Here is a 21,488-nt window from a genome sequence, read left to right as displayed (position 1 = left end):
TGATGAATATATGTTGTTTTTTGGTTGCATAAGCGCAGCAGGAGGCTTGTCATGGCGACGGCAATAGAAGAATCACATAGCGAACCGATGGGCTATCAAGCACCAGACTCCTTCGCGCGATTTCTTGCTGACTTGAAAGGCGTCGCTCGAGAAGAGCGCCAGCCGCTCATCAATCCTAAGCTGTTTGCCAGCGCGCTGAGCATGGATATTCAAACGTTGGCCAGTCACGCGCACGTGCATCGCACGACTATCTCCAGGGCGCAGGGCGCGGAGAAGCTCCAACGCTTTCTGCGTGATGCACTTAGAGTATTGGGTGCGGCGGCTGATATTAATGGTGATTTCCACGATGCGTTGTTTTGGTTCCGAAATGAGCCTATCGGTGCCTTTGATTATAAAACGCCTGAGCAATTAGTGAGCGAAGGCCGCGCCGATGACCTTCTTCGTTATGTCAAAGCGCTGCAAGCGGGTGTGGTGGGATGATTGTACTGCCAGAGTTAAATACTCAGGCCTAAACGAAAATGATTAATTAGAAGCCTACGATCCGCGCGGTGATCTGCCTCATGATGCTTGCTCCTGGCAATAATGGGCATAGGATAATGAACTTATGTCCTTTTTAGCCTTGCGCGAAAGTGATGGCATCGCCAAGCTATGCCGATACCGTGAACAAAGCTGAGAGATCTATCCCCATGACCGAGTCATCACAAAATTCCCGCCGTCATTCTTCCTCTGTGGTCGATGGCCCAGGTAAAGCCGCCAGCCGCGCCATGCTGCGCGCCGTGGGTTTTAACGACGACGATTTCAAAAAGCCCCAGGTCGGCGTTGCCTCGACCTGGAGCATGGTGACCCCCTGCAACAGCCACATTGGCGAGCTGGCCGAACATGCTCGTGACGGCGCGGACGCGGCGGGTGGCAAGGGTGTGATCTTCAACACCATCACCATTTCCGACGGCATCGCCAACGGTACCGAGGGCATGAAGTACTCGCTGGTGTCCCGCGAGGTGATCGCCGATTCCATCGAGACCGTGGCGGGCTGCGAAGGCTTTGACGGCCTGGTGGCCATTGGCGGCTGCGACAAGAACATGCCCGGTTGCGTGATGGGCCTGGCGCGGCTCAATCGCCCCAGCGTGTTTGTTTATGGCGGCACCATCATGCCCGGCGAGGGGCATACCGATATCGTGTCGGTCTTCGAGGCCATGGGCGCGCACTCCCGCGGCGATATCGACCTGATCGAACTCAAGAACATCGAGGAAACGGCGATTCCCGGCCCGGGTTCCTGCGGCGGCATGTACACCGCCAACACCATGGCCTCGGCGATTGAAGCCCTGGGCATGAGCCTGCCGGGCAGCTCGGCACAGAACGCCATTTCCCGCGATAAGCGCGAGGACTGTGAGGCAGCGGGCGAAGCCGTGCTGGCGCTGCTGGCCAACGACATCAAACCTTCCGATATCATGACCCGCGAGGCGTTTGAAAACGCCGTGACCGTGGTCATTGCCCTGGGCGGCTCGACCAACGCCGTGCTTCACCTGGTGGCCATGGCGCGCACCATCGGCGTCGAACTGTCGCTCAAGGACTTCACCGAGATCGGCAAGCGCGTGCCGGTCGTGGCTGACCTGCGCCCCAGCGGCCACTACATGATGAGCGAGCTGGTGGCGATTGGCGGTATTCAGCCGCTGATGAAGATCCTGCTCGACGCAGGCCTGCTGCACGGCGACTGCCTGACAGTCACCGGCAAGACGCTGGCCGAGAACCTCGCCGACGTTGAACCGTACCCGCTGGACCAGAAAATCATCGCCCCGCTGGGTAACCCCATCAAGGCCGAAAGCCATCTGCGTATTCTCCACGGCAACCTGGCCCCGGAAGGCGCGGTGGCCAAGATTACCGGCAAGGAAGGCACGCGGTTCAGCGGTTCGGCTCGAGTGTTCGGTTCTGAAGAGGAAGCCCAGGCGCGCATCAACGATGGCACGGTGGTCGCCGGTGACGTGATAGTAATTCGCTACGAAGGCCCCAAGGGCGGCCCCGGCATGCGCGAAATGCTCACGCCGACGTCGGCCATCATGGGCCGTGGGCTGGGCAGCGACGTGGCGCTGATTACCGACGGCCGCTTCTCCGGCGGCAGCCACGGCTTTGTGGTGGGCCACGTGTCCCCAGAGGCGTTCGAGGGTGGCCCGCTGGCGCTGGTGGAAGACGGCGACACCATCACCATCGACGCGGTGGCCGACACCATTGAAGTGGCGGTTTCCGACGACGAATTGATTCGCCGCCGTGCCGCCTGGCGTCAGCCGACACCGCGTTACCGCCGTGGCGTGCTGGCCAAGTACGCGCGACTGGTCAGTTCCGCCAGCACTGGCGCGGTCACCGACAACGAAGAGTAAGTCTAGCGCTGTCATCTGCATGTCAAACGCCAGGGATAACCTGGCGTTTTTATTGGCGTAAAGGAAACGTTTCAATGACGACGCAAGCGAACTCCAAGACGTCACGGGTCAGCGAGGTCTTCAAGGCGTTTCTGCTGCTCGGGCTCACCTCCTTTGGCGGGCCGGTGGCGCATCTGGGTTACTTCCGCACCGAGTTTGTCGCGCGCCGGAAGTGGTTGACGGAAAGCGCCTACGCGGATCTGGTGGCGCTGTGTCAGTTTCTGCCCGGCCCGGCCAGCAGCCAGGTGGGCTTCGCCTTGGGGCTGATGCGGGCGGGCCCCTGGGGCGCTGCCATGGCCTGGCTGGCGTTTACCCTGCCGTCGGCCATTGTGCTGGTGCTGTTCGCCTTTGGCGCTGCGGTGCTGGAGGGGCCGATTGCCAGCGGTATTATTCATGGCTTGAAGGTCGTCGCCGTGGCCATTGTTGCCCATGCGGTGTGGGGCATGGCACGCAATCTATGCCCGGATCCTACCCGCGCGGGTATCGCCCTGGCCGCCGTATTTGCCGTGGTGGCCATCAGCGGGCCGCTGGGTCAGGTAAGTGCCATTGTGCTGGGTGGCGTCGCCGGGCTGTTGCTATGCCGGGGCGTGGCCGCGGCCGCTGAAAGTGATCCGCTGCATTTCCCGGTGTCGCGCCTGGTCGGCATCATCGCCCTCGTGCTGTTCGGCGGGCTGCTGGTGTTACTGCCCCTGCTGGCCGGCATGGCGGTCTGGCTGGATATCACCGATGCCTTTTACCGTTCAGGCGCGCTGGTGTTCGGCGGTGGTCACGTGGTGTTGCCGCTGCTTGAAGCCGAGGTGGTGCAGTCGGGCTGGCTCTCCGCCGACGCGTTCTTGACCGGTTACGGTGCCGCCCAGGCGATACCCGGGCCGCTGTTTACCTTTTCGGCTTACCTGGGCGCGCTGATACCGTCAGGCGGTAGCTTGCTGACAGCGACGCTTGCGCTGCTGGCGATTTTCCTGCCGGGGTTCTTGCTGTTGGTGGGGGTACTGCCATTCTGGAATCACTTTCGTCAGTGGCAGTGGGCTCAGGCGCTGATGCGCGGTGCCAATGCAGCGGTAGTCGGTATTCTTGGGGCGGCGCTCTATGATCCGGTATGGACGAGTGCGATTGTTGGCGCTCCCGAGTTTGCGCTGGCGCTCACCGGCTTTCTGCTGTTGAGCGTGTGGAAGCTGCCTGCCTGGGCGGTGGTGATCGTGGTGGCATTCGGCGGCGTGCTGATTGCGCCCTGAGGCCGTTGCATGAAGTGGATACAAAAACGGCCGCTTCAAGGGCGGCCGATATAGCGAGAGAAAAACATCCAATAGGAGGCGTAGAGGATCTATTCGCTATGGCGCCTCCACTTCCAGCGTGCGACGCAAAACGTGAAGTTCATCCACGTTAAGGTGCTCAAGCTTTCCAGCGAGCAGGTCGCTGACCTTCTGAACGGGTAGCCCCGCTCGGCGGGCGATTTCACGGCTTCCCATGTCTGATACCGCAATCAGACGCGTGATAATGCGCATCAAGCGCGTACGTCTTTCGAGTTCCCTGACATCGAGGTCAGGGCTGCTTCGCGGAGGGTCGTGCAGATCCGCGTGTGCAATTGAGCGTGCCGTACTCATGAGGCTCCATCAGTCTGAAGTGACAAGGACACAATGCCGCCAACCGGGGGGCATTTCAATACCTTTTTTGATGAAAATTTCATGGCGCGGAAGGCCCCCCGCAAGGGGCTTGGCTCTGGTAGACTAACCCCTTATTTTTTCGTCTGTCCTCTCGTGTGAGGCACGGTATATTGAGCGTATGGATAAGGCCACGGGCCTAGGAGTGATGGCATGTCGTCGAACAGCGCACCCAAAGTGGGTGTGATTATGGGGTCAAAATCGGACTGGCCGGTCATGGAACACGCTGTTTCCATGCTGGAGCGTTTGGGCGTGGCTTATGAAACCCGCGTCGTGTCGGCGCACCGCACGCCTGATCTGCTGTTCGACTATGCCAAGGGGGCTGCCGAGCGGGGCCTGCAGGTGATTGTGGCGGGCGCTGGCGGTGCTGCCCATCTGCCGGGCATGGTGGCCTCGCAAACGCCGCTGCCGGTGCTGGGCGTGCCGGTGGAGTCCAAGTCGCTGAAAGGGCTGGACTCATTGCTATCCATTGCCCAGATGCCGGGTGGCATTGCGGTCGGCACCCTGGCGATTGGTAAAGCGGGCGCGACCAATGCCGGCTTGCTGGCGGCACAAATTGTGGGTTTGCAGGATGCCGACGTGCGCAATGCGGTGGAAGCGTTCCGCGCCGAACAGACCCAGAAAGTGCTCGATAACCCGGACCCACGTCCCGACCCGGAAGCCGAATAAGGAGGCCTGCGATGACGTCTACCATTCCAAGTAATATCGGTGTACTGGGCGCAGGCCAATTAGGCCGCATGCTGGCCCTGGCGGGCTACCCGCTGGGTAATCGTTTCACCTTCCTGGATACCACCGGTAACCCCAGCGCCGGCATTGGTGAGGTCATCGTCGACCCTGACAACCAGCACCTGGCGGCGTTTCTTGAAAAGGTCGATGTGGTGACCTACGAATTCGAACACCTGCCGGTTCAGCTGGTGCGCGATATTGAGCAGCACAAGCCGGTCTATCCCGGCAGCCGCGCCATTGAAGTATGCCAGAACCGCGTGGAAGAGAAGGCGCTGTTCGACCGTTTGGGGATTCCCACGCCCGCCTATCGTATCGTCGAGAGTGCCGAGCAGCTTGAAGCCGCCGCCCGTGAACTGGGCTGCCCGGTAGTGGCGAAGTCCGTCACTGAAGGTTACGACGGTAAAGGTCAGGCGGTGCTCAAACATCCTGAGCAGGCGGCTGACGCCTGGCGTGATATCGGCCACCGCCAACTGATTGTCGAAGCCTTTGTCGACTTCGTGCGTGAAGTGTCGATCATTGCGGTGCGCGGCCGCGATGGCGAGGTGGTGTTCTACCCCATGGCGGAAAACCAGCATGTGGATGGCATTCTGCGCTACTCGGTCGCGCCGCTGCCGGACATCGACGAAAGCGTTCAGCAAACCGCAGACCGCTATATTCGCTCGCTGCTGGATGAACTGGATTACGTGGGTGTGCTGGCACTGGAGCTCTTCCAGGCCCGCGACGGCAGCCTGCTGGCCAATGAAATGGCGCCGCGGGTGCATAATTCGGGCCACTGGACCATGAACGGTGCGGTGACCAGCCAGTTTGAAAACCACCTGCGAGCGGTACAGGGGCTACCCTTGGGCAGTCCCCAGGCGGTTGCACCGACCTGCATGGTCAACGTCATCGGTCAGGAGGGCGACAATGCGGCACTGTTGGCGTTGTCTAACACCCACCTGCACCGTTACGACAAGACCGAGCGGGCCGGGCGCAAGCTGGCGCATCTCAATATCGTGGCGGACACCCACGCCGAACTGCTTGAAAAAGTGCGTACCTGTCAGGCGCTGTTGCCGGGGGCGCCGCCTGTCTCGTGGAGTTTTGAATCAACTCTTTAAGCCGAATCGCCGCCTTTCAAGGCGGCTTTTTTATGCGCAAACGCGCCAATCGCTGACTTCAGTCGCAAAGCATTAAAAAATCGGCTAAAAAGGGCCAGACGGATTCATCAATAAGACTGGCTGAAAAGTCAGCTTGGCACCTTGCAAGGGACTTTGTATGCCTCACCCTGTTAATACGGCTAACGCGTCGGGTCTGCGAAGTCGTTTCAAGCGTGACCACCATGCCACGCTGAAAAGCCTGCGCAGCGAAAAAGTACGCCTGTTATATGAAAACTTGTGGTCGCCTGTGCTGGCCAGCGTGCTGGGTGGCATATTGCTGGTGGCTGCGCTCTGGCCGGTGGTGGCGCACTGGAAGCTAATCGGCTGGCTGGCACTGTTAGTGATGGTCTCAGGCTTGCGTCTTGGCCTGGCCTACCGCTTTCAACGCTTACCGGCCTTGGAGCAGCGGCGCCAGCGCTGGCTGCGATGGTTCAGCATCGGCGCCATCTCGGCGGGTAGCGTATGGGGCCTGGGCAGCTTTGCACTGTTCACCGGCGATCACCCTGGCCAGGTGGCGGCGCTTTCGATTGTGGTCGCCGGTATCTCAGCGGGCGGGGTGACGACGCTTTCAGCTATCTGGTGGGTGGCGCTTGGGTTTGTTCTGCCCATCATGCTGCCATTGATGGTGCAGTTTTTTCTGCTTGGGTCGTCGCTTTCGTTACTGATCGGCTCGATGCTGACGCTATTTCTGGGGTTGATCGTCGTGACCAGCCGCCGTTTGAGCCGCATCATCCACGATAATATTTCGCTGCGCGTCAACATGGCGGCGCGCGAGGCGCAGTTGATGGAAAGCGAGGACCGCTACCGGTCGATTTTTGATCAGTCGCCGCTTGGCGTGCTGCACTTTGACGATCAGGGCACCATTACCGACTGTAACGGCAAGCTACTGGAGATTCTTGGCGTTGAGCGTGGTCAGCTAATGGGTTACTGCATGCTGGCCCCAGGTGCGGATAAAGCGGTTGCCCGGGCGGTCAGCGACGCCTTGAACCAGGGCACCGGTTACTATGAGGGGACTTATCAACTCCCCAAAGCCTCTGTAGGCACGCCGCTGCGCGCCTTTTTCAACGGGGTGCATAGTACTCGCCAGGAGATGGTCGGTGGGGTGGCCATGATCGAAGATTTCAGCGAGCGCAAGCAGCATGAGGCGATTATTTACCGCCAGGCCTACTACGATGCGCTGACCGATCTGCCCAATCGGCGCATGTTCATCGAGCGCCTGGAAACCCTTTGCGGCGATGATCAGTACGCCAGCGGTCTGCTGCTGTTCATGGATCTGGACCGTTTCAAGCTGATCAACGATACCCTGGGCCACGCTGCCGGTGACGATTTGCTGATTCAGGTGGCGCGCCGACTGGAAGGCTGTCTCCATAAGGGCGACATGGCCGCACGGCTGAGCGGCGACGAGTTCGTGCTGCTGGCGTTGACCCCTACCACCACGCCCAAGGCCCTGGAAGACTGGGCTGAGGACTATATGCAGGCCGTCCAGTTAGCCCTGTCAGCGCCTTATCGGTTGGAAAGCCATTCGGTGGACGTGACCCCGAGCATGGGATACACCTGCTTCCAGGCCAGTGGCTGTGACCATGGTGAACTGCTGAAGGAAGCCGATCTGGCCATGTACCAGGCCAAGACGGAAGGGCGCGCGCAGCGCCGCCGCTACCAGCCATGGATGCGGGAGGAAGCGCAAAAACTGGCCAGTGCCGGGATGCCTGCTGAAAACTCGGCTAGCTGAACTGGCCGCAGAGTTCAAACGCAAGCTTTTGTCGCCAGGTTCCCGTAAATCGGCTAAAAAAGAGATCGAGTCGCCGATTAATAAAAAAGGCTCGAACGCCTGAGCTCAGGTGATATGTGTGGGCAATGCTATGAAGGGGATGTTTTTAAATGCCACAGTCCTTGAGTGCGGCGATCCTGTCGGGTCTACGGCGCCGGTTTGAGCGTGAAGATCCTGATAAGGCCTGTAGCCTGATCAGTGAAAAAGTGCGCATCCTCTACAGCAATTTATGGCAGCCCGTGTATGCCGGTATTCTAGGGGCGCTTCTTTTGGTCAGCATCATGTGGGAGGTCGTCGCTCCCGCTGTTTTAATCGGCTGGCTAGTCGCCATTATTGCTATCTCTCTGATTCGCTTGCGGCTGGCTTCCTTGTTTCTGCAGTCCGACGCGTCATCACAAGCGCAACCGAAATGGATATTCTGGTTTGCGTTCACTGTCTTTGTGGCGGGGTGCGTTTGGGGAACAGCCGGTTTTCTCATGTTTGTCCCCGAGCGACCTGAATACGTCGCGGCGCTGGCGATTATCCTGTCGGGTGTGGCAGCCGGTTGCGTGACCATGATTTCGGCGATTTGGTGGATAGTACTCTTGTTCATCTTGCCGATTGGTCTGCCTCTGCAATGGATGTTCGTGACGTCCGTGGTGCCTACCCACACCATGATGGGCATCATAATGACGGTGTTTTTAGGGCTGCTGATTGTCACCAGTCGACGCCTGGGGTTGATCATCCACGACAATATTTCACTGCGGGTCAGCATGGCTGCCCGCGAAGCGACGATCTACCGCCAGGCCTACTATGATGCATTGACCGACCTGCCCAACCGGCGCATGTTCATGGAGCGGCTTGAGACGCTTTGCACAGATGAAAAGTCCGCCAGTGGCCTGCTGCTGTTCATGGATCTGGACCGTTTCAAACTGATCAACGATACGCTTGGCCACGCTGCCGGTGACGACTTGCTGATTCAGGTAGCGCGCCGCCTGGAGGGGTGTCTACACGCAGGCGACATGGCTGCTCGACTCAGCGGTGATGAGTTCGTGCTGTTGGCGTTGACCAATACCGCTACATCAAAGGCGCTGGACGACTGGTCTGAAGCGTATATGCAGGCGGTACAGCATGCGCTTTCCGGCGCATATAAGCTGGATACCCACTGGGTAGATGTGACGCCAAGTATTGGTTACACCTGTTTTCAAGCTTGTGGTTGTCAGCATGACGAGTTATTGAAACAAGCCGACCTGGCCATGTACCAAGCCAAAATGGGAGGCCGCGCCCAGCGTCGACGCTATCAGCCGTGGATGCTGGATGAAGCGAAAAAACGGGCCCGGTTCCGTTCCCCGGCTGACGATTCGACTAGCTGAACTGGCCACTGATCAGGAGCCATAGCGCGATCAGGGCGAAATGACCAGGGTACCAGGCCAGCCATAAGCGCCTGGGCATGGTCCACTGAAGGGTAGGTATGCGCTGTGCGACGCCCGCTGCTAGCACCAGAACGACAATACAGGTGCCTACCGTAAACGACTTGGCCATATCGGAAGCATTCATCTGGCCTGCTATCCACAAGACCGGAAAAGCCGCCAGTCCTGCCCATAGTCGCGCTGAAAAATGGCGCTCGGCGTCGTTCAGCGCCTGCATGGCAAACATCAGCAAGGGAATCAAAAGCAATCCGTAGTGGCTATATTCGACCCAAAAGCCGAGTAGATACCATAGGGTGACCCCTGCCGCGGCACCGCCCAGCAGCCAGCCAAAGTGAATGCTTTCCTGCTGATAGTGCTGCCACCCCAGCCGTACCAGTGACCCCAGCGCGAGGCCGGTAGCCAGCGTAAAGCAGATGTTGAGGATGAAGGCGTCGGATTCACGCGGCATCAGCATGTAAGGCAGTTGCGCGATCAATCCGATAATCAGCATGCGCCGGGCGTAACGCATCGGGTTCCGCGTATTGAAAAGGCCGTGCCAGGCGACCATCGCGGCAAACAGCGGGAAGGCAATACGGCCCACGGATGACCCCACCCACTCAAGGCCCCAGCCCTCGGGTATGACATAGCGCGTCACATGGTCCATCGTCATGGTGAACAGAGCGAGCCACTGTGCCCAGCCTGTCCAGTGCGATGAGGGTTTTGCTGAAACCGCCATAGTACCTCCCTGTGAATGACGCTAAGTGGGGCTTATCAATGGATAATGCTACTAATGCAAAGACCGAGAGATAGAGCGTCGGTTCACTTAAGGCTCAATGAATCTTGGTCGGGGAGGCTAGAAAGGTCAGGCGGTGATGGAGATAGGTAAGGCGCTCGTGGAGATAGGTTAGCAGTCGATAAGACAGAAGAAGTCCCTCCCCATAAGGCTGGGGAGGGGGATTGCTTACTCTGCGTCGAAGTAACGTGCGTAGATTTCGTCGTAGGTGCCGTTGTCACGAAGGGTTTCAAGGGCTTCGTTGAACTGTTCGGCAAGTGCTTCATCGCGCTGGCGGAAGGCAATACCGAAACCGTCGCCGAAGTATTCTTTCGGCTCGGTCAGCATGTCGCCGACAACGATGTAGTCGCCTTCTTCACTTTCCAGCAGGGTGGATTTGCCCACCGGGAAGTCGAGGAACAGGATATCCAGACGCTCGGATTCCATGTCCAGCACCATGTCATCGGCGGTTGCATAGCGGTTGATGTCCGCCACATCACCATACATGTCGGTGACGTAGTTGTCCTGCAGGGTGCCGCGCTGTACACCGATGGTCATGCCGGTGAGCGTTTCTTCGTTGACGGCGTCAAACTCGACGCCTGCAGGGGCAAACCAGGCAGACGGCGGCGTGATGTAGGGGTCTGAGAACAGCACCTGTTCGCGACGATCATCGTTGATGGTCATGGACGACATGATGGCATCGTATTTACGTGACAGGAGGCCAGGAATGATGCCGTCCCAGCCTTGAACAACCCATTCGCAGCTAACGCCGATTTCTTCGCAAAGGGCGTTGCCCAGATCAATATCGAAGCCAGTGAGATCACCGTCAGGGGTGCGGTATTCCATTGGCTCGTAGGGAACATCCACGCCGATGCGAACTTCTTCGTAATCCTGCGCCTGGGCACTGGATGCAGCCATCGCCAGGCCAAGTAGAGAAAGTGTTAGGACTTTTTTCATTATGAGTCTCCTGATGGACGTAATTCACCAAGTGGTGAGGAACATAACCTTCGTCAGCTTAGCGCCGACAACAATGTTTTGTCGACGTATGAACTAACGTTTGTTTCACACTACCCGGTTTGGGGTTGTAGATGGGCCAGCAGTTTTTTCTCCAGATGGCGGAAGAAATACAGAATCGCAAAGGTGAGGCACAGATAAATGGCCGCGACGAATAAAAAGGCATCGAAGGGCGCGTAGTAACGGGCATAGACAAAGCGCGCCGCACCGGTCAGATCCATGATGGTGACCACGCTGGCGATCGCGCTGGCGTGGAGCATGAAAATCACTTCATTGCCATAGGCGGGCAGGGCGCGCCGGAAGGCACTGGGAATGATGATCCGACGCATGGTCAAGCCGGGGGACATGCCGTAAGCCCGCGCGGCCTCGATTTCGCCTTTCGAGGTGGACTTGATGGCACCGCGAAAGATTTCGGTCGTGTAGGCGGCGGTATTAAGCGTGAAGGCAATCAATGCCGGTACAAAAGGGTCTTCCAGAATGAGCCACAGCCAGGTCTCCTGGATGCCGTCAACGAACACCACACCGTAGTAGATCAGGTAGAGCTGGATGAGTAGCGGGGTGCCGCGAAAGACGTAGGTGTAGGCAAAGATTGGCCATTTGATCCAGGCATGCCTGGAACCGCGACCAATGGCGAGCGGCACCGCCGCAATAAGCCCGATAATCAGCGAGAGGAAAACGAGCTGAACGGTGGTCGTCAGGCCTTCGCCGTAGTGGGCCAGCGTTTGCAGGGTGAAAATGCTGTTATCGGCGAGCTGGGTTTCCAGCCAGGTAAGTAGGGATTCCATTAGTCTGCCTCCCCGTACCCGATGTCATAGCGCTTTTGCAGGCGGATAAATATCCACTCCGAGACGCTGGCGATCAACAGGTAGATGAGCGCCACTACAATCATGAAGGTGAACGGCTCGCGGGTGGCCTTGGAGGCCTCGGACGCCACGCGGACCATGTCGGAAAGACCGATGACCGAGACCAGCGCGGTGGTCTTTAGCAATACCATCCAATTGTTGGACAGGCCTGGCAGGGCGTGGCGCATCATTTGCGGGAAGCGGATGCGCCGGAATACCAGTGAATTGCTCATGCCGTAAGCCTTGCCGGCTTCGATTTGGCCGTGATCCACCGCCATGAAGGCGCCGCGAAAGGTTTCGCCCATGTAGGCGCCGAAAATCAGCCCGATGGTCACGACGCCCGCGACAAACTCATTGATATTAATGAAAATATCGATATCAAATTGATAGTACAGCCAGTCGGTGATCATGTTGACGCCGATTTGCCCGCCGAAGAACAGCAGCATCATCAGCACCAGGTCGGGAACGCCGCGGATAACGGTGGTGTAAAGCGTCGCGGTACGGTGGGCCAGCCAGCTGCGCGACATCTTCGCGCTGGCGGTGATAAGCCCGAGTACCACGGCGAGAAGCAGCGATAACAGGGCTAGCTGAAGCGTTACGCCGGCGCCTTCCAGCAAGCGCGGGCCGTAACCATGAAGATCAAGCATAGTGAGCCTCGCGTATCAGTATTTGGGCGCCAGGAACTGCTGCAGGCGCGGAGATTGAGGGTTGCCGATCAGTTCTTCAGGCGGCCCCGCTTCTTCCACCATGCCTTCGTGGAGGTAAATCACCTGGCTGGAGACGTCCCGGGCAAAGCCCATCTCATGGGTGACCACCACCATGGTGCGGCCTTCTTCGGCCAGGCCATGCATGACGTTGAGGACATCGCCCACCAGTTCAGGGTCCAGCGCCGAGGTGGGTTCATCGAACAGCATGACCTCCGGGTCCATGGCCAGCGCGCGGGCAATGGCGCCACGCTGCTGCTGGCCACCCGACATCTGCGCTGGGTAGGCATTCGCACGGGCCGTCAGGCCGACCCTTTCAAGAAGTGCATGGGCGTGCTCGATGGCTTCTTTCTTGGGTTTGCCCAGTACATGGATCGGCGCCTCGATGATGTTTTCGAGCAGCGTCATGTGTGCCCACAAATTAAAGCTTTGAAACACCATCGACAGCTTGGCGCGCATCTGCACCACCTGCTTCCAGTCGGCGGGCTCGCGGCCACGGCGGGTGTTCTTGAAGCGGATTTCTTCGCCGTGCACGTAAAGGTCGCCTTCGTCAGGCTGTTCAAGCAGGTTCATGCAGCGCAAAAAGGTACTTTTACCCGACCCTGATGCCCCAATGAGGGTGATGACATCCCCTTTATGGGCCTGTAGGGAAAGGCCTTTCAGAACTTCCGTATCGCCGAAGCGTTTTTTTATATTACGCACTTCAAGAGGAATAGGCGTAGCGGCCATGTGCTTGGCTCCAATACTGGGTTGCCGCGGCAACAGTGAATGTTGGTGGCGGCTGGCGCGAAAAAAGGGGCGATTCTATCAGGCTAAACGGCCGATGCACGTTCTCCTGATGTTTTTAATGGCTCAACGTTAGTCGTAGACAACGTCAAGCGGGTGATCATCGCCAGTGGATTGTTGTTGTCATCCCTTAAGCATTTGTGGGTGGTGCGCAGGGAACCACCAAGAGCGCGGCGCGCGCGCCAATTTCAACGTTGGCATTGGGAAATACCACGTGGAGCGGGGTATCGCCCACCCGATATTCACCGGTTTGGCTGTCGTTGGCTAAGCAGGTTCCAGGCGCAAAACGGGTGAAATTGGGGGTGTCATCGTCGAAGCACAGCGTGAAATGGCCGCCGTGGCGCATCAACTCATGCCGTACGCGGAAAAACGTCACCGCTTCAATGTCACTTTCCGCCGGTGTAGTGCCTTCGCTGAGCCGACCCAGCAGGGCCTGCATCGGCGTAAGCGACGCCATGTCGTTCTGCCCGAACGGCGCTACCCGGCCCAGCTCGAAGGTAAATGATTTAGCGCCGTGATAATGCTTGCTGTAGTGGGAGAATGTCCAGCTATGTTGGTGCTGGTGCAACACGGCCTGCATATCGGCAGCGGCCAGCCACTGCCACTGTTCGCTGTGTGTGTCGCTATCCCCATAGGGCTCCACGACAAAACGCGGGTAGAGGCTAGCGCGAATCGCCGTGTGGAGATCGTAGTGGAGCTTGGGTAATGCAGCGTTGTCGCTGAAAAAGTCATCAACCTCGGCCATCAGCTGGCGCGCCCGGTCCGGCTCGTCGCCGCTGGCAGAGAGCCCGCGCTCGAAGAGTCGATTGAGGTTGGTGTGGATAAAGCGCTGCTGGGCCTTGAGAGCAGGAATATTGCCAAGCATCACCAGCACCGGGGCGCCGAGCGTTAGCGTTCCGGCTTCCAGTTCGCTCAGCCAGGCACCTAACAGTTCGACGGGGGCGGTTTCGTTGCCGTGAATGGCGGCTGAAAAGATACAGGCGTGCGCATCGGGCCGTTGACGGTGCGGCGTCAGGCGCAGAACGCCGGGCGCGCTGATGTCGAAGCGACCACTGGCAAAACTGCCTTTGCGGGGCGTATCGCGCTGCTCGTCGAGGGTCCAGTCCAGCCACTCGCCTAGCATGCTGGCACCTCGTGACGGGTAACAGCGCCAGAGAGAGAACTTCGCCGGGTAACGTTGTGTTGTGTCATTGGCAGTGCAACAAGCTGATAAACGTGGCCTACCTTTACCATCTTCCGCTTGACCGGCAACCCTGGGCGTCGTTCGAATGAAAAAGCGCGGTGGCATCGTGAAAGATTGCCGATAAAAAACGCCCGGGAGCCACTTGCTGTGCAACTCGGGCGTTATCGATCCTGCTCGATGGTCAAGCCGAACGCTGGCGCTGCATTTCTTCGTTGTATTCTTCGGCAAGCGCGGTTTTCTGCGGGTCTTCAAGGCCTCGTCCGGCGAGCTGAAAGACCTCGTGTTCTTCTTCATCCAGGTGATGGGTGACCAGGTGCTGGAGTTTCTTGGCGTGGGTCAGCCAACTGGTTGCGCTGAAATCGGTGTCGTCGAGCAGCTCGATCATTTCGTCGATTTCGTGGTGCTCAGCCACGCTGTGGCGCGCTTTTTCCTGGGTCAGGTCAACGTCCATCATGGGGATGTAAAGCGCGCGCTCTTCGGCATTGGCGTGAAATTTCAATTCCGCGCGAACCTGCTGATAGAGCTGCTCCCTTTCATCGCTGTCGCCATGGGTTTCCACCAGGCGCGCCAGGAGGTCGCGCTGAATATCGTGGTCTTTACGTAACGCTTCGAAAATTGTCATTCCTTTCTCCATGGATGCAGGGATGAAGTAAAAGCTAGTCAGCGAACGACGAAAGCGCAAATGGCAGAGCATCGATGAAATCGATGCTCGCGGTCGAAAACATTCGCTTTTTTCTACGCGCTACTGCGTTATGTTGTGTTTATCAACTCAGACATCATCAATCGCAGCGCAAAGGAGTGAGCAATGACGAAAGTACTGGTTCTTTACTATTCCATGTATGGTCACATCGATACGCTGGCGGCGGCCGTTGCCGAGGGTGCCAGGAGCGTCGATGGCGTGGAGGTTACCGTCAAGCGCGTGCCGGAAACCATGCCGGAAGAAGCCTTCAAGAATGCCGGTGGCAAGCAGGATTTCACGACGCCTGAAGCAACGCCACAGGAGCTTGCCGATTACGACGCCATCATCTTTGGCACCCCCACGCGCTTTGGCAACATGGCCGGTCAGATGCGTACTTTCTTTGACCAGACTGGTGGGCTCTGGGCGAATGGCGCGCTGCGCGGCAAGGTGGCCAGCGTGTTTACCTCTACCGGCACCGGCGGCGGCGATGAAATGACCATCACGTCTACCTGGACCACATTGGCCCATCACGGCATGGTGATCGTGCCGATTGGCTATGGTATCGAAGAGCAGTTCGATATTTCCAAGGTAAGTGGCGGTACACCCTATGGCGCCGCCACCATTGCCGGTGGTGATGGTTCTCGCCAGCCGGATGATCGCGAACTGAAAATTGCCCGCTTCCAGGGTGAGCATGTTGCAGGCATCGCGGCCAAACTGGCCAGCTAATCGCTTGCAGCTGTGGCACAAGAAAGCCTCGTCGGCATCATCCGGCGAGGCTTCTCTCGTTCAGGTATCGCCAATGGCTAGGCGCCGCGTGCCGCCGTGTAGATGGTGTAGACGGATTGGCTGGCGGTCATGAATAGCCGGTTTCGATCCTGACCCGCAAAACACACGTTCGAGCAGACTTCGGGCAACAAGACTCGTCCGAGCAAGGTGCCTTCCGGGGAGAAGACCACGACGCCATCGATGCCTTCTCCACCATTGGCACTTGACCAGATATTGCCATCTACATCGCACGTCATGCCGTCGAAAATCGTATCTTCGCTGGTCACGATCACTTGCCGGTCGCTGACACTGCGGCCATCTTCGCCAAGCGTCCAGCGGATAATTCGCGCAGGCTCGTCGAAATGGGTAGGCGCGCTGTCACTTGCGTAGAATCCCTCGCCATCCGGTGTCATGACAATACCGTTTGGCTTATGAATGTCATCGGTCAGCATGATGGGTTCATCGAGGCTGTCATCAACGTAATAGATCGCCGTGTCGAGTTCCAGGTCGCGTTTTTTCCCTTCATAGTCGAAGTGAGCACCATAGCCGGGATCGGTGAAAATCACGCCTCCTGACGGTAGAGCAATGACATCATTGGGGGCGTTGAGTGGCTTGCCTTGATAGCGCTCGGCAAGCACCGTTGTGCTGCCATCCCACTCGTAGCGCAGAACGCGTGAGGGGTAGTGTTCGCAAGCGATTAGCCGACCCTGATGATCGAAGGTGTTGCCGTTAGAGTGCCCGACATTGTCCCTAAGAACGCTGACCTGCCCCGTGGCTTCGTCCCAACGCATCTGCTTGGCACGGGGTATATCGCTGAACACGACATAGCGACCGATGGCGTTCCAGGCGGGTCCCTCTGCCCAGAGCCCTCCGCTCCAGTGTCGCTCCAGAGGACTATTGAAAAGCATGTAATTACTGAAGCGTTGATCCTCGACCTGCCAGGCCTCGATGGGATATCGCTCCGGGGTAGGGCCTGGAGAGGACTGCCACGCAAAAAGCTGAGGTGATGTACCGACCGCGGCCAGGGTGGCCGTTGCCGAAAGAAACTGACGGCGTCCGAGTTTCATAGCATTGTCCTGATTGTTGTTTGAAAACTTGTTATGAGCGAGTGAAGCAGCCTTCACTCGCTCTCAGGAAAATGTAGAACATAAAGAGTTGGAAGTCATACATTGGCTGCCCGGTTGGGCTTGTTCGGGCAGCCAGTCGCGACGTCAGTGTCGGCCTATGCTAATGAGTGATCAAGATGACGTCAGTGCGCGGCAATTCGCTCGGCAATGGCCTTGCCCAGGCTTTCCGTGCTGCCTTGTCCGCCGATATCGCGGGTGAGCGCTTGGCTATTGCCGTCACTCAGTACGGCTTCAATGGCCGTGACCATTGCTTCCCCGGCTTCTTGATAACCCAGGTGTTCGAGCATCATGGCGCCGGACCAGATCTGGCCGATGGGATTGGCGATGCCCTTGCCGGCAATATCCGGTGCGCTGCCGTGAACCGGCTCAAACAGACTGGGGAAGTTGCCTTCCGGGTTGATGTTGGCCGAGGGCGCAATGCCGATAGTGCCGGTACAGGCGGGGCCTAAATCGGAAAGAATATCGCCGAACAGGTTGCTGCCCACCACCACGTCGAACCAGTCCGGGTGCAGCACAAAGTTGGCAGTCAGGATATCGATATGGAATTTATCCACGGCGATCTCTGGATAGCTGTTGGCCATCTCCGCCACGCGCTCATCCCAGTAGGGCATGGTGATCGAGATGCCGTTGGACTTGGTGGCTGAGGTCAGCTTTTTACGCGGGCGGGTCTGCGCCAGGTCAAAGGCGTACTTGAGGACCCGGTCAATGCCGGTGCGGCTCATCACCGTTTCCTGAAGGACGATTTCGCGCTCGGTGCCCTCAAACATTTTGCCGCCGATGCTCGAGTACTCGCCCTCGGTGTTTTCGCGCACGACGTAAAAATCGATATCGCCGGGCTCGCGGCCTGCCAACGGACTTTTGATGCCGGGCATCAGCTTGCACGGGCGCAGGTTGATGTACTGATCAAAGCGGCGACGGAACTGCAACAGCGAGCCCCACAGGGAAATATGGTCGGGCACCTTGTCGGGCCAGCCCACCGCGCCATAAAACAAGGCGTCGAAGCCTTTCAGCTGCTCGAACCAGTCATCCGGCAACATGCTTCCGTGTTCCAGATAGTAGTCGCAGCTGCCGAACTCAAAGGTGGTGAATTCCAGCGGGATGTTAAAACGCTTGGCGGCAGCTTCCAGCGCACGGATGCCTTCGGGCATGACTTCGGTGCCAATGCCGTCGCCGGCAATCACTGCAATACGGTGGGCCATGGTGACTCCTGTTTAGGTAGGCGCAATGAGCTATTTACTAGAGCTATTTACTATGAGCTATGCACAATGAACGATGCGGTAGCGTGTCGTTGTAAGGTGAGTGTAGTCCCTATAGCAAAGAAGATAATTAGTCTATGATGCAAGCTATTGTTGCCTTGAGGTAAAGAATCAGTGACTCCCCTGGATGATTTGGCATTTTTTCAGCAGTTGGCGCGGGCTGGTAGTTTGACCGCTACCGCGCGGGAGTTGGGTCTCTCGCTCTCGGCGGTCAGCAAGCGGCTAAAACAGCTGGAAGCCCGGCTGGGCGTGATGCTGGCGGCGCGAACCACGCGGCGCCTGACACTGACGGCTGAGGGTGAGCACTATCTGGCCCGAGGGGGACTGATTCTTGAAGAGCTCGACGAACTGGAAAATGGCCTCGGGGATTCGTTCAGCCAGGCACTTGGCGGGCGATTGCGGGTAAACGCCACCTTTGGTTTTGGCAGGCGACATGTCGCGCCGTTGCTGTCCGGCTTTTGTGTCGAGAACCCGGCGATTGAAAGCTGGCTGGAATTGACCAATTTCCCGCTGAATCTAAGCGACCACGGTTTTGATGTGGGGGTGCGCATCGGCGAGCCGCCGGACTCCCGCCTGGTGGCCAGGCGAATCCTGGTCAATCGTCGCGTGCTTTGCGCATCGCCCGGCTACCTCGAACGGATGCCTGCGTTAACCACGCCTGCCGATCTGGCGCAGCATAGCTGTCTGGTCATCCGTGAAAACGACAGTGATTTTCCAGTGTGGAGATTCGAGCGCTGTGGCTCGCCAGCCAATGTTCAATCGGTAAAAGTCAGCGGTCGACTTGCCAGTAACGACGGCGAGGTGGTGACCCGCCTGGCGCTCGAAGGTCATGGGGTGATGCTGCGTTCCTGGTGGGATGTCAACGAGCACCTTGCCAGTGGCGCGCTGGTGCCGTTGTTACCCGGCTGGCAAGGCGTGCGTGCGGATTTCTACGCGCTATTTGAGCATCGTCGTCATATACCCAGGCGCATCAGTGCCTTTATCGATTACCTTCAGGAAGAAATGGCCATGCGCGTGCCTGCCATGCCGCTTTAGCGCTCGGGGCATATTTCTCCATGGGCGACATCGATCAGTTCGTCGGTTGGAAAATCCAGCTCGGCCGCCCGCTCGCGCAGGCGGTTTTCCAGCTCGCTGTCCATGTCCGGCGTCCGCGAAAGAATCCAAAGGTAATCACGGTTGGGGCCTGATACCAGCGCCCACTGGTAGTCATCATCCAGCGCCAGAATGTTGTAACCGCCGTAGAAGGGGCCAAAGAAACTGACTTTCAGTCGTCCGATATCGTCATCGTCGATAAAGTAAGCGCGCCCTTCGGCTTCATCCCAGGCCTGTTCCTCCGGGTTGTAGCCGCGGTTGATCACTCGGACGCCGTCATCCTCGCGAAGGCTGTAAGTCGCCGTCACGCATTCAAGCCCTTCCTCAAAGGAATGATCCAGCCGGGCGATTTCATACCACTGGCCCAGGTAGCGGTCCAGCTCAAAGCCGGTAACGGGCTGAGTACCGTCGGGAATGCCGGTACAACCGGCAATGGCAGCACTGCCAAGGACGACCTTCCATGGTTTTAACGCCTTCCATGGTTTTAACACCTTCCATGGTTTTAACATTGTCTGCTCCTGAGGTGGCGGGTGGTTGCTAATTCGGGCGTCGCCCATAACAATGAATAGCGTGACTCACTCATTATGTTAAGGCGATGGTTATGTGGCATCAGGATGAAATTCACCTAACCGAGCGGCCACGGGGCTTTCATCTTATCACCCACGAGCTGGTCGAGGCGCTACCCTGGCTGGCGGAATGTGAGATGGGCGTTTTGCACCTGCAGCTACTGCATACCTCGGCCTCGCTGACGCTCAATGAAAATAGCGACCCGGATGTTCGCCATGATATGGACGCCTTCATGCGTCGATTGGTGCCGGAGGGGTTGGATTATTTCCGTCATACGCTGGAAGGCCCGGATGACATGCCTGCCCATGTCATGGCAAGCCTGTTGGGAACTCAATTGACACTGGCGGTGCGTGATAGCCGCTTGGTGCTGGGCACATGGCAGGGGGTTTGGCTCGGCGAACATCGCGAGCAGGGTGGCCAGCGACGCGTCATGGCGACACTTACCGGGAAAGCTGACCCCTGATCAGTCGCCTTCTACAAAGACTCAATAAACGGGGTGCTGGGGCAGGTTGAAGCGAGGGGCTTTTTCCAGGGCCGGGAAATACTCCCGGCGATTCCGGCATCCCCGCCCTCCATGGCGGTCATATGGAAAACCAGATGGAAAAGTAGCTCCCTCGACAACGTTAACGGCGCTTGTTACTCGTTAAGCTGGCTCTCGATAACTGGCCAGGCGGGGTCGCCGTCGGTGGTGGTCACGTCGGCGAGCATGGCTTCCACCCGTTCGGCGTTTTCGTTGATCCACTGCTCGGCGACACCGTCCAGTTCACGCTCTTCCTGGCCGAACTGCTGGATCATCCAGCTCTGTTCTTCGGCGCTGAAGGTGAACTGTTCAAAGAACGTCACGACATTGGGGTTGGCGTCGGCGTAGCCGGAACGCATCAGCGTGAGCACTTCGCTTTCACCATTGTTCTCGCCGAACAGGTCTTTCTCGTCGTCGAGATAGCGCATCGGTAACTCAAGGTTCATCCAGTGCGGTGTCCAGCCAACCCATACGATGGGCTCTTCACGAGAGATCGAATCGCGGGCGGCGGAGAGCATCGCGACTTCGCTGGTGTCGACCAATTGCCAGTCGCCGAGTCCCCAGGTGTCGTTATCAATGGCGTTGTTGAGGATTTCGCTGGCCGCTGAACCGGCACCAAAGCCATGAATCTCGCCATTCAACTGGTCACGGTAATCATCCAGATCGGCAAAGCTTTGCAGGCCGTCTTCATAAAGGTATTCCGGCACGGCCAGGGTCATTTGCGCGCCATCGACGTTGTTGGCCACATCGACCAGTACGCCGGACTCCTTGCGCGGGTTGAACATCTCACGCTGAGCCGGCAGCCAGGCACCCAGAAAAGCATCGATATCGCCGCTTTCAATACCCTGGTAAATCACCTGCAGGCCGATTTCCTGGGTCGTGGTCTCGTAGCCTAGCGGGTTGAGCAGCTGCTCGGCGATGGCGGTCTTGACGGTAATGCCTGGCCAGGCAGGCACGCCAAAGTCGAGGGTCTGGTCATCGGCGTGGGCTGCTGAAGCAAACAGCGCTGCACTGGCAAAGGCAATGCCCGAGGCGAGAGGTTTCAGATGTGTCATACGATCTCCTTGCTTGGTTTATTGTCAATGCATGCTCGTCAT

At 58.2% G+C, this 21,488-nt stretch carries 22 protein-coding genes; 10 read left to right on the top strand and 12 right to left on the bottom strand.

Annotated elements, in window-relative coordinates:
* Window positions 1-51 precede the first annotated feature (51 nt).
* The 3 genes from B7L15_RS15575 to chrA all read left to right on the top strand — a co-directional run bounded on the left by B7L15_RS15575 (window position 52) and on the right by chrA (window position 3,643).
* Window positions 52-480: a hypothetical protein gene (locus tag B7L15_RS15575; RefSeq protein WP_027338149.1), complete on the top strand. Its 429-nt coding sequence runs from the start codon at window positions 52-54 to the stop codon at window positions 478-480.
* A gap of 206 nt (window positions 481-686) precedes the next feature.
* Complete coding sequence (gene ilvD / locus B7L15_RS15570) at window positions 687-2,372, top strand: dihydroxy-acid dehydratase (RefSeq protein ID WP_085919859.1); 1,686 nt, start codon at window positions 687-689, stop codon at window positions 2,370-2,372.
* A gap of 74 nt (window positions 2,373-2,446) precedes the next feature.
* Window positions 2,447-3,643 (top strand): chromate efflux transporter, encoded by a 1,197-nt coding sequence (gene chrA / locus B7L15_RS15565; RefSeq protein WP_085919849.1) that lies wholly within the window; start codon window positions 2,447-2,449, stop codon window positions 3,641-3,643.
* Window positions 3,644-3,739: 96 nt separating this feature from the next.
* On the opposite strand, the gene B7L15_RS15560 is transcribed toward chrA, so the two are convergent.
* Window positions 3,740-4,012, bottom strand: coding sequence for an XRE family transcriptional regulator (locus B7L15_RS15560; protein ID WP_085919848.1), 273 nt, complete (start codon window positions 4,010-4,012; stop codon window positions 3,740-3,742).
* Between the two features lie 210 nt (window positions 4,013-4,222).
* On the opposite strand from B7L15_RS15560, the gene purE reads away from it, so the two are divergent.
* The 4 genes from purE (at window position 4,223) to B7L15_RS15540 (ending at window position 9,048) form a co-directional block, all read left to right on the top strand.
* A complete protein-coding gene (purE, locus tag B7L15_RS15555) occupies window positions 4,223-4,738 on the top strand; it encodes a 5-(carboxyamino)imidazole ribonucleotide mutase (protein ID WP_085919847.1) in 516 nt (171 codons plus the stop codon).
* 11 nt (window positions 4,739-4,749) lie between these two features.
* The gene (locus B7L15_RS15550; protein ID WP_085919846.1) at window positions 4,750-5,889 is read left to right on the top strand and encodes a 5-(carboxyamino)imidazole ribonucleotide synthase; all 1,140 of its coding nucleotides are present in this window, start codon (window positions 4,750-4,752) and stop codon (window positions 5,887-5,889) included.
* Between the two features lie 157 nt (window positions 5,890-6,046).
* A complete protein-coding gene (locus B7L15_RS15545; RefSeq protein WP_085919845.1) occupies window positions 6,047-7,657 on the top strand; it encodes a diguanylate cyclase domain-containing protein in 1,611 nt (536 codons plus the stop codon).
* A 149-nt stretch (window positions 7,658-7,806) separates the two neighbouring features.
* On the top strand, window positions 7,807-9,048 hold the full coding sequence (locus B7L15_RS15540; protein WP_085919844.1) for a GGDEF domain-containing protein: 1,242 nt from the start codon (window positions 7,807-7,809) through the stop codon (window positions 9,046-9,048).
* Here B7L15_RS15540 and B7L15_RS15535 read toward each other — a convergent pair.
* The 7 genes from B7L15_RS15535 to B7L15_RS15505 all read right to left on the bottom strand — a co-directional run bounded on the left by B7L15_RS15535 (window position 9,041) and on the right by B7L15_RS15505 (window position 15,007).
* Entirely contained in the window at window positions 9,041-9,820 is a 780-nt protein-coding gene (locus B7L15_RS15535; RefSeq protein ID WP_085919843.1) for a TraX family protein, read from the bottom strand. The two genes, B7L15_RS15540 and B7L15_RS15535, sit on opposite strands and share 8 nt — an antisense overlap.
* Before the next feature lie 225 nt (window positions 9,821-10,045).
* Window positions 10,046-10,813, bottom strand: coding sequence for a transporter substrate-binding domain-containing protein (locus B7L15_RS15530; RefSeq protein ID WP_085919842.1), 768 nt, complete (start codon window positions 10,811-10,813; stop codon window positions 10,046-10,048).
* A gap of 110 nt (window positions 10,814-10,923) precedes the next feature.
* Window positions 10,924-11,655, bottom strand: a complete 732-nt coding sequence (locus B7L15_RS15525) for an ABC transporter permease (protein ID WP_085919841.1) — start codon at window positions 11,653-11,655, stop codon at window positions 10,924-10,926.
* Window positions 11,655-12,359, bottom strand: a complete 705-nt coding sequence (locus B7L15_RS15520) for an ABC transporter permease (RefSeq protein WP_085919840.1) — start codon at window positions 12,357-12,359, stop codon at window positions 11,655-11,657. The genes B7L15_RS15525 and B7L15_RS15520 overlap by 1 nt, the downstream gene beginning before the upstream one ends.
* Before the next feature lie 15 nt (window positions 12,360-12,374).
* On the bottom strand, window positions 12,375-13,145 hold the full coding sequence (locus B7L15_RS15515) for an ABC transporter ATP-binding protein (protein ID WP_085919839.1): 771 nt from the start codon (window positions 13,143-13,145) through the stop codon (window positions 12,375-12,377).
* Between the two features lie 187 nt (window positions 13,146-13,332).
* Window positions 13,333-14,325 carry a succinylglutamate desuccinylase gene (locus B7L15_RS15510; RefSeq protein WP_085919838.1) on the bottom strand — a complete coding sequence of 331 codons (993 nt, stop codon included), beginning with the start codon at window positions 14,323-14,325 and terminating at the stop codon, window positions 13,333-13,335.
* A gap of 241 nt (window positions 14,326-14,566) precedes the next feature.
* Window positions 14,567-15,007, bottom strand: a complete 441-nt coding sequence (locus tag B7L15_RS15505) for a hemerythrin domain-containing protein (protein ID WP_085919837.1) — start codon at window positions 15,005-15,007, stop codon at window positions 14,567-14,569.
* 183 nt (window positions 15,008-15,190) lie between these two features.
* Here B7L15_RS15505 and wrbA point away from each other — a divergent pair, with 183 nt between their 5' ends.
* Complete coding sequence (gene wrbA, locus B7L15_RS15500) at window positions 15,191-15,790, top strand: NAD(P)H:quinone oxidoreductase (protein WP_085919836.1); 600 nt, start codon at window positions 15,191-15,193, stop codon at window positions 15,788-15,790.
* Window positions 15,791-15,867: 77 nt separating this feature from the next.
* On the opposite strand, the gene B7L15_RS15495 is transcribed toward wrbA, so the two are convergent.
* Complete coding sequence (locus tag B7L15_RS15495) at window positions 15,868-16,896, bottom strand: SMP-30/gluconolactonase/LRE family protein (RefSeq protein WP_085919835.1); 1,029 nt, start codon at window positions 16,894-16,896, stop codon at window positions 15,868-15,870.
* A gap of 182 nt (window positions 16,897-17,078) precedes the next feature.
* On the bottom strand, window positions 17,079-18,155 hold the full coding sequence (locus tag B7L15_RS15490; RefSeq protein ID WP_085919834.1) for a tartrate dehydrogenase: 1,077 nt from the start codon (window positions 18,153-18,155) through the stop codon (window positions 17,079-17,081).
* A 171-nt stretch (window positions 18,156-18,326) separates the two neighbouring features.
* Between B7L15_RS15490 and B7L15_RS15485 the strand changes: the two genes are divergently transcribed.
* On the top strand, window positions 18,327-19,247 hold the full coding sequence (locus B7L15_RS15485; RefSeq protein WP_085919833.1) for a LysR family transcriptional regulator: 921 nt from the start codon (window positions 18,327-18,329) through the stop codon (window positions 19,245-19,247).
* On the opposite strand, the gene B7L15_RS15480 is transcribed toward B7L15_RS15485, so the two are convergent.
* A complete protein-coding gene (locus B7L15_RS15480) occupies window positions 19,244-19,813 on the bottom strand; it encodes a lipocalin family protein (RefSeq protein WP_085919832.1) in 570 nt (189 codons plus the stop codon). The two genes, B7L15_RS15485 and B7L15_RS15480, sit on opposite strands and share 4 nt — an antisense overlap.
* 92 nt (window positions 19,814-19,905) lie before the next feature.
* On the opposite strand from B7L15_RS15480, the gene B7L15_RS15475 reads away from it, so the two are divergent.
* Complete coding sequence (locus tag B7L15_RS15475; protein WP_085919831.1) at window positions 19,906-20,334, top strand: secondary thiamine-phosphate synthase enzyme YjbQ; 429 nt, start codon at window positions 19,906-19,908, stop codon at window positions 20,332-20,334.
* Between the two features lie 173 nt (window positions 20,335-20,507).
* Here the strand turns inward: B7L15_RS15475 and B7L15_RS15470 are convergent, their stop codons facing one another.
* On the bottom strand, window positions 20,508-21,446 hold the full coding sequence (locus B7L15_RS15470; protein ID WP_085919830.1) for an ABC transporter substrate-binding protein: 939 nt from the start codon (window positions 21,444-21,446) through the stop codon (window positions 20,508-20,510).
* Window positions 21,447-21,488: the final 42 nt, after the last annotated feature.

Origin of the sequence: Halomonas sp. CSM-2 (assembly GCF_002119345.1) — a bacterium.
Lineage (GTDB): Bacteria > Pseudomonadota > Gammaproteobacteria > Pseudomonadales > Halomonadaceae > Vreelandella > Vreelandella janggokensis.
The sequence above is the reverse complement of the archived record's forward strand: the minus strand, read 5'-3'. Positions and strand labels throughout refer to the sequence as shown.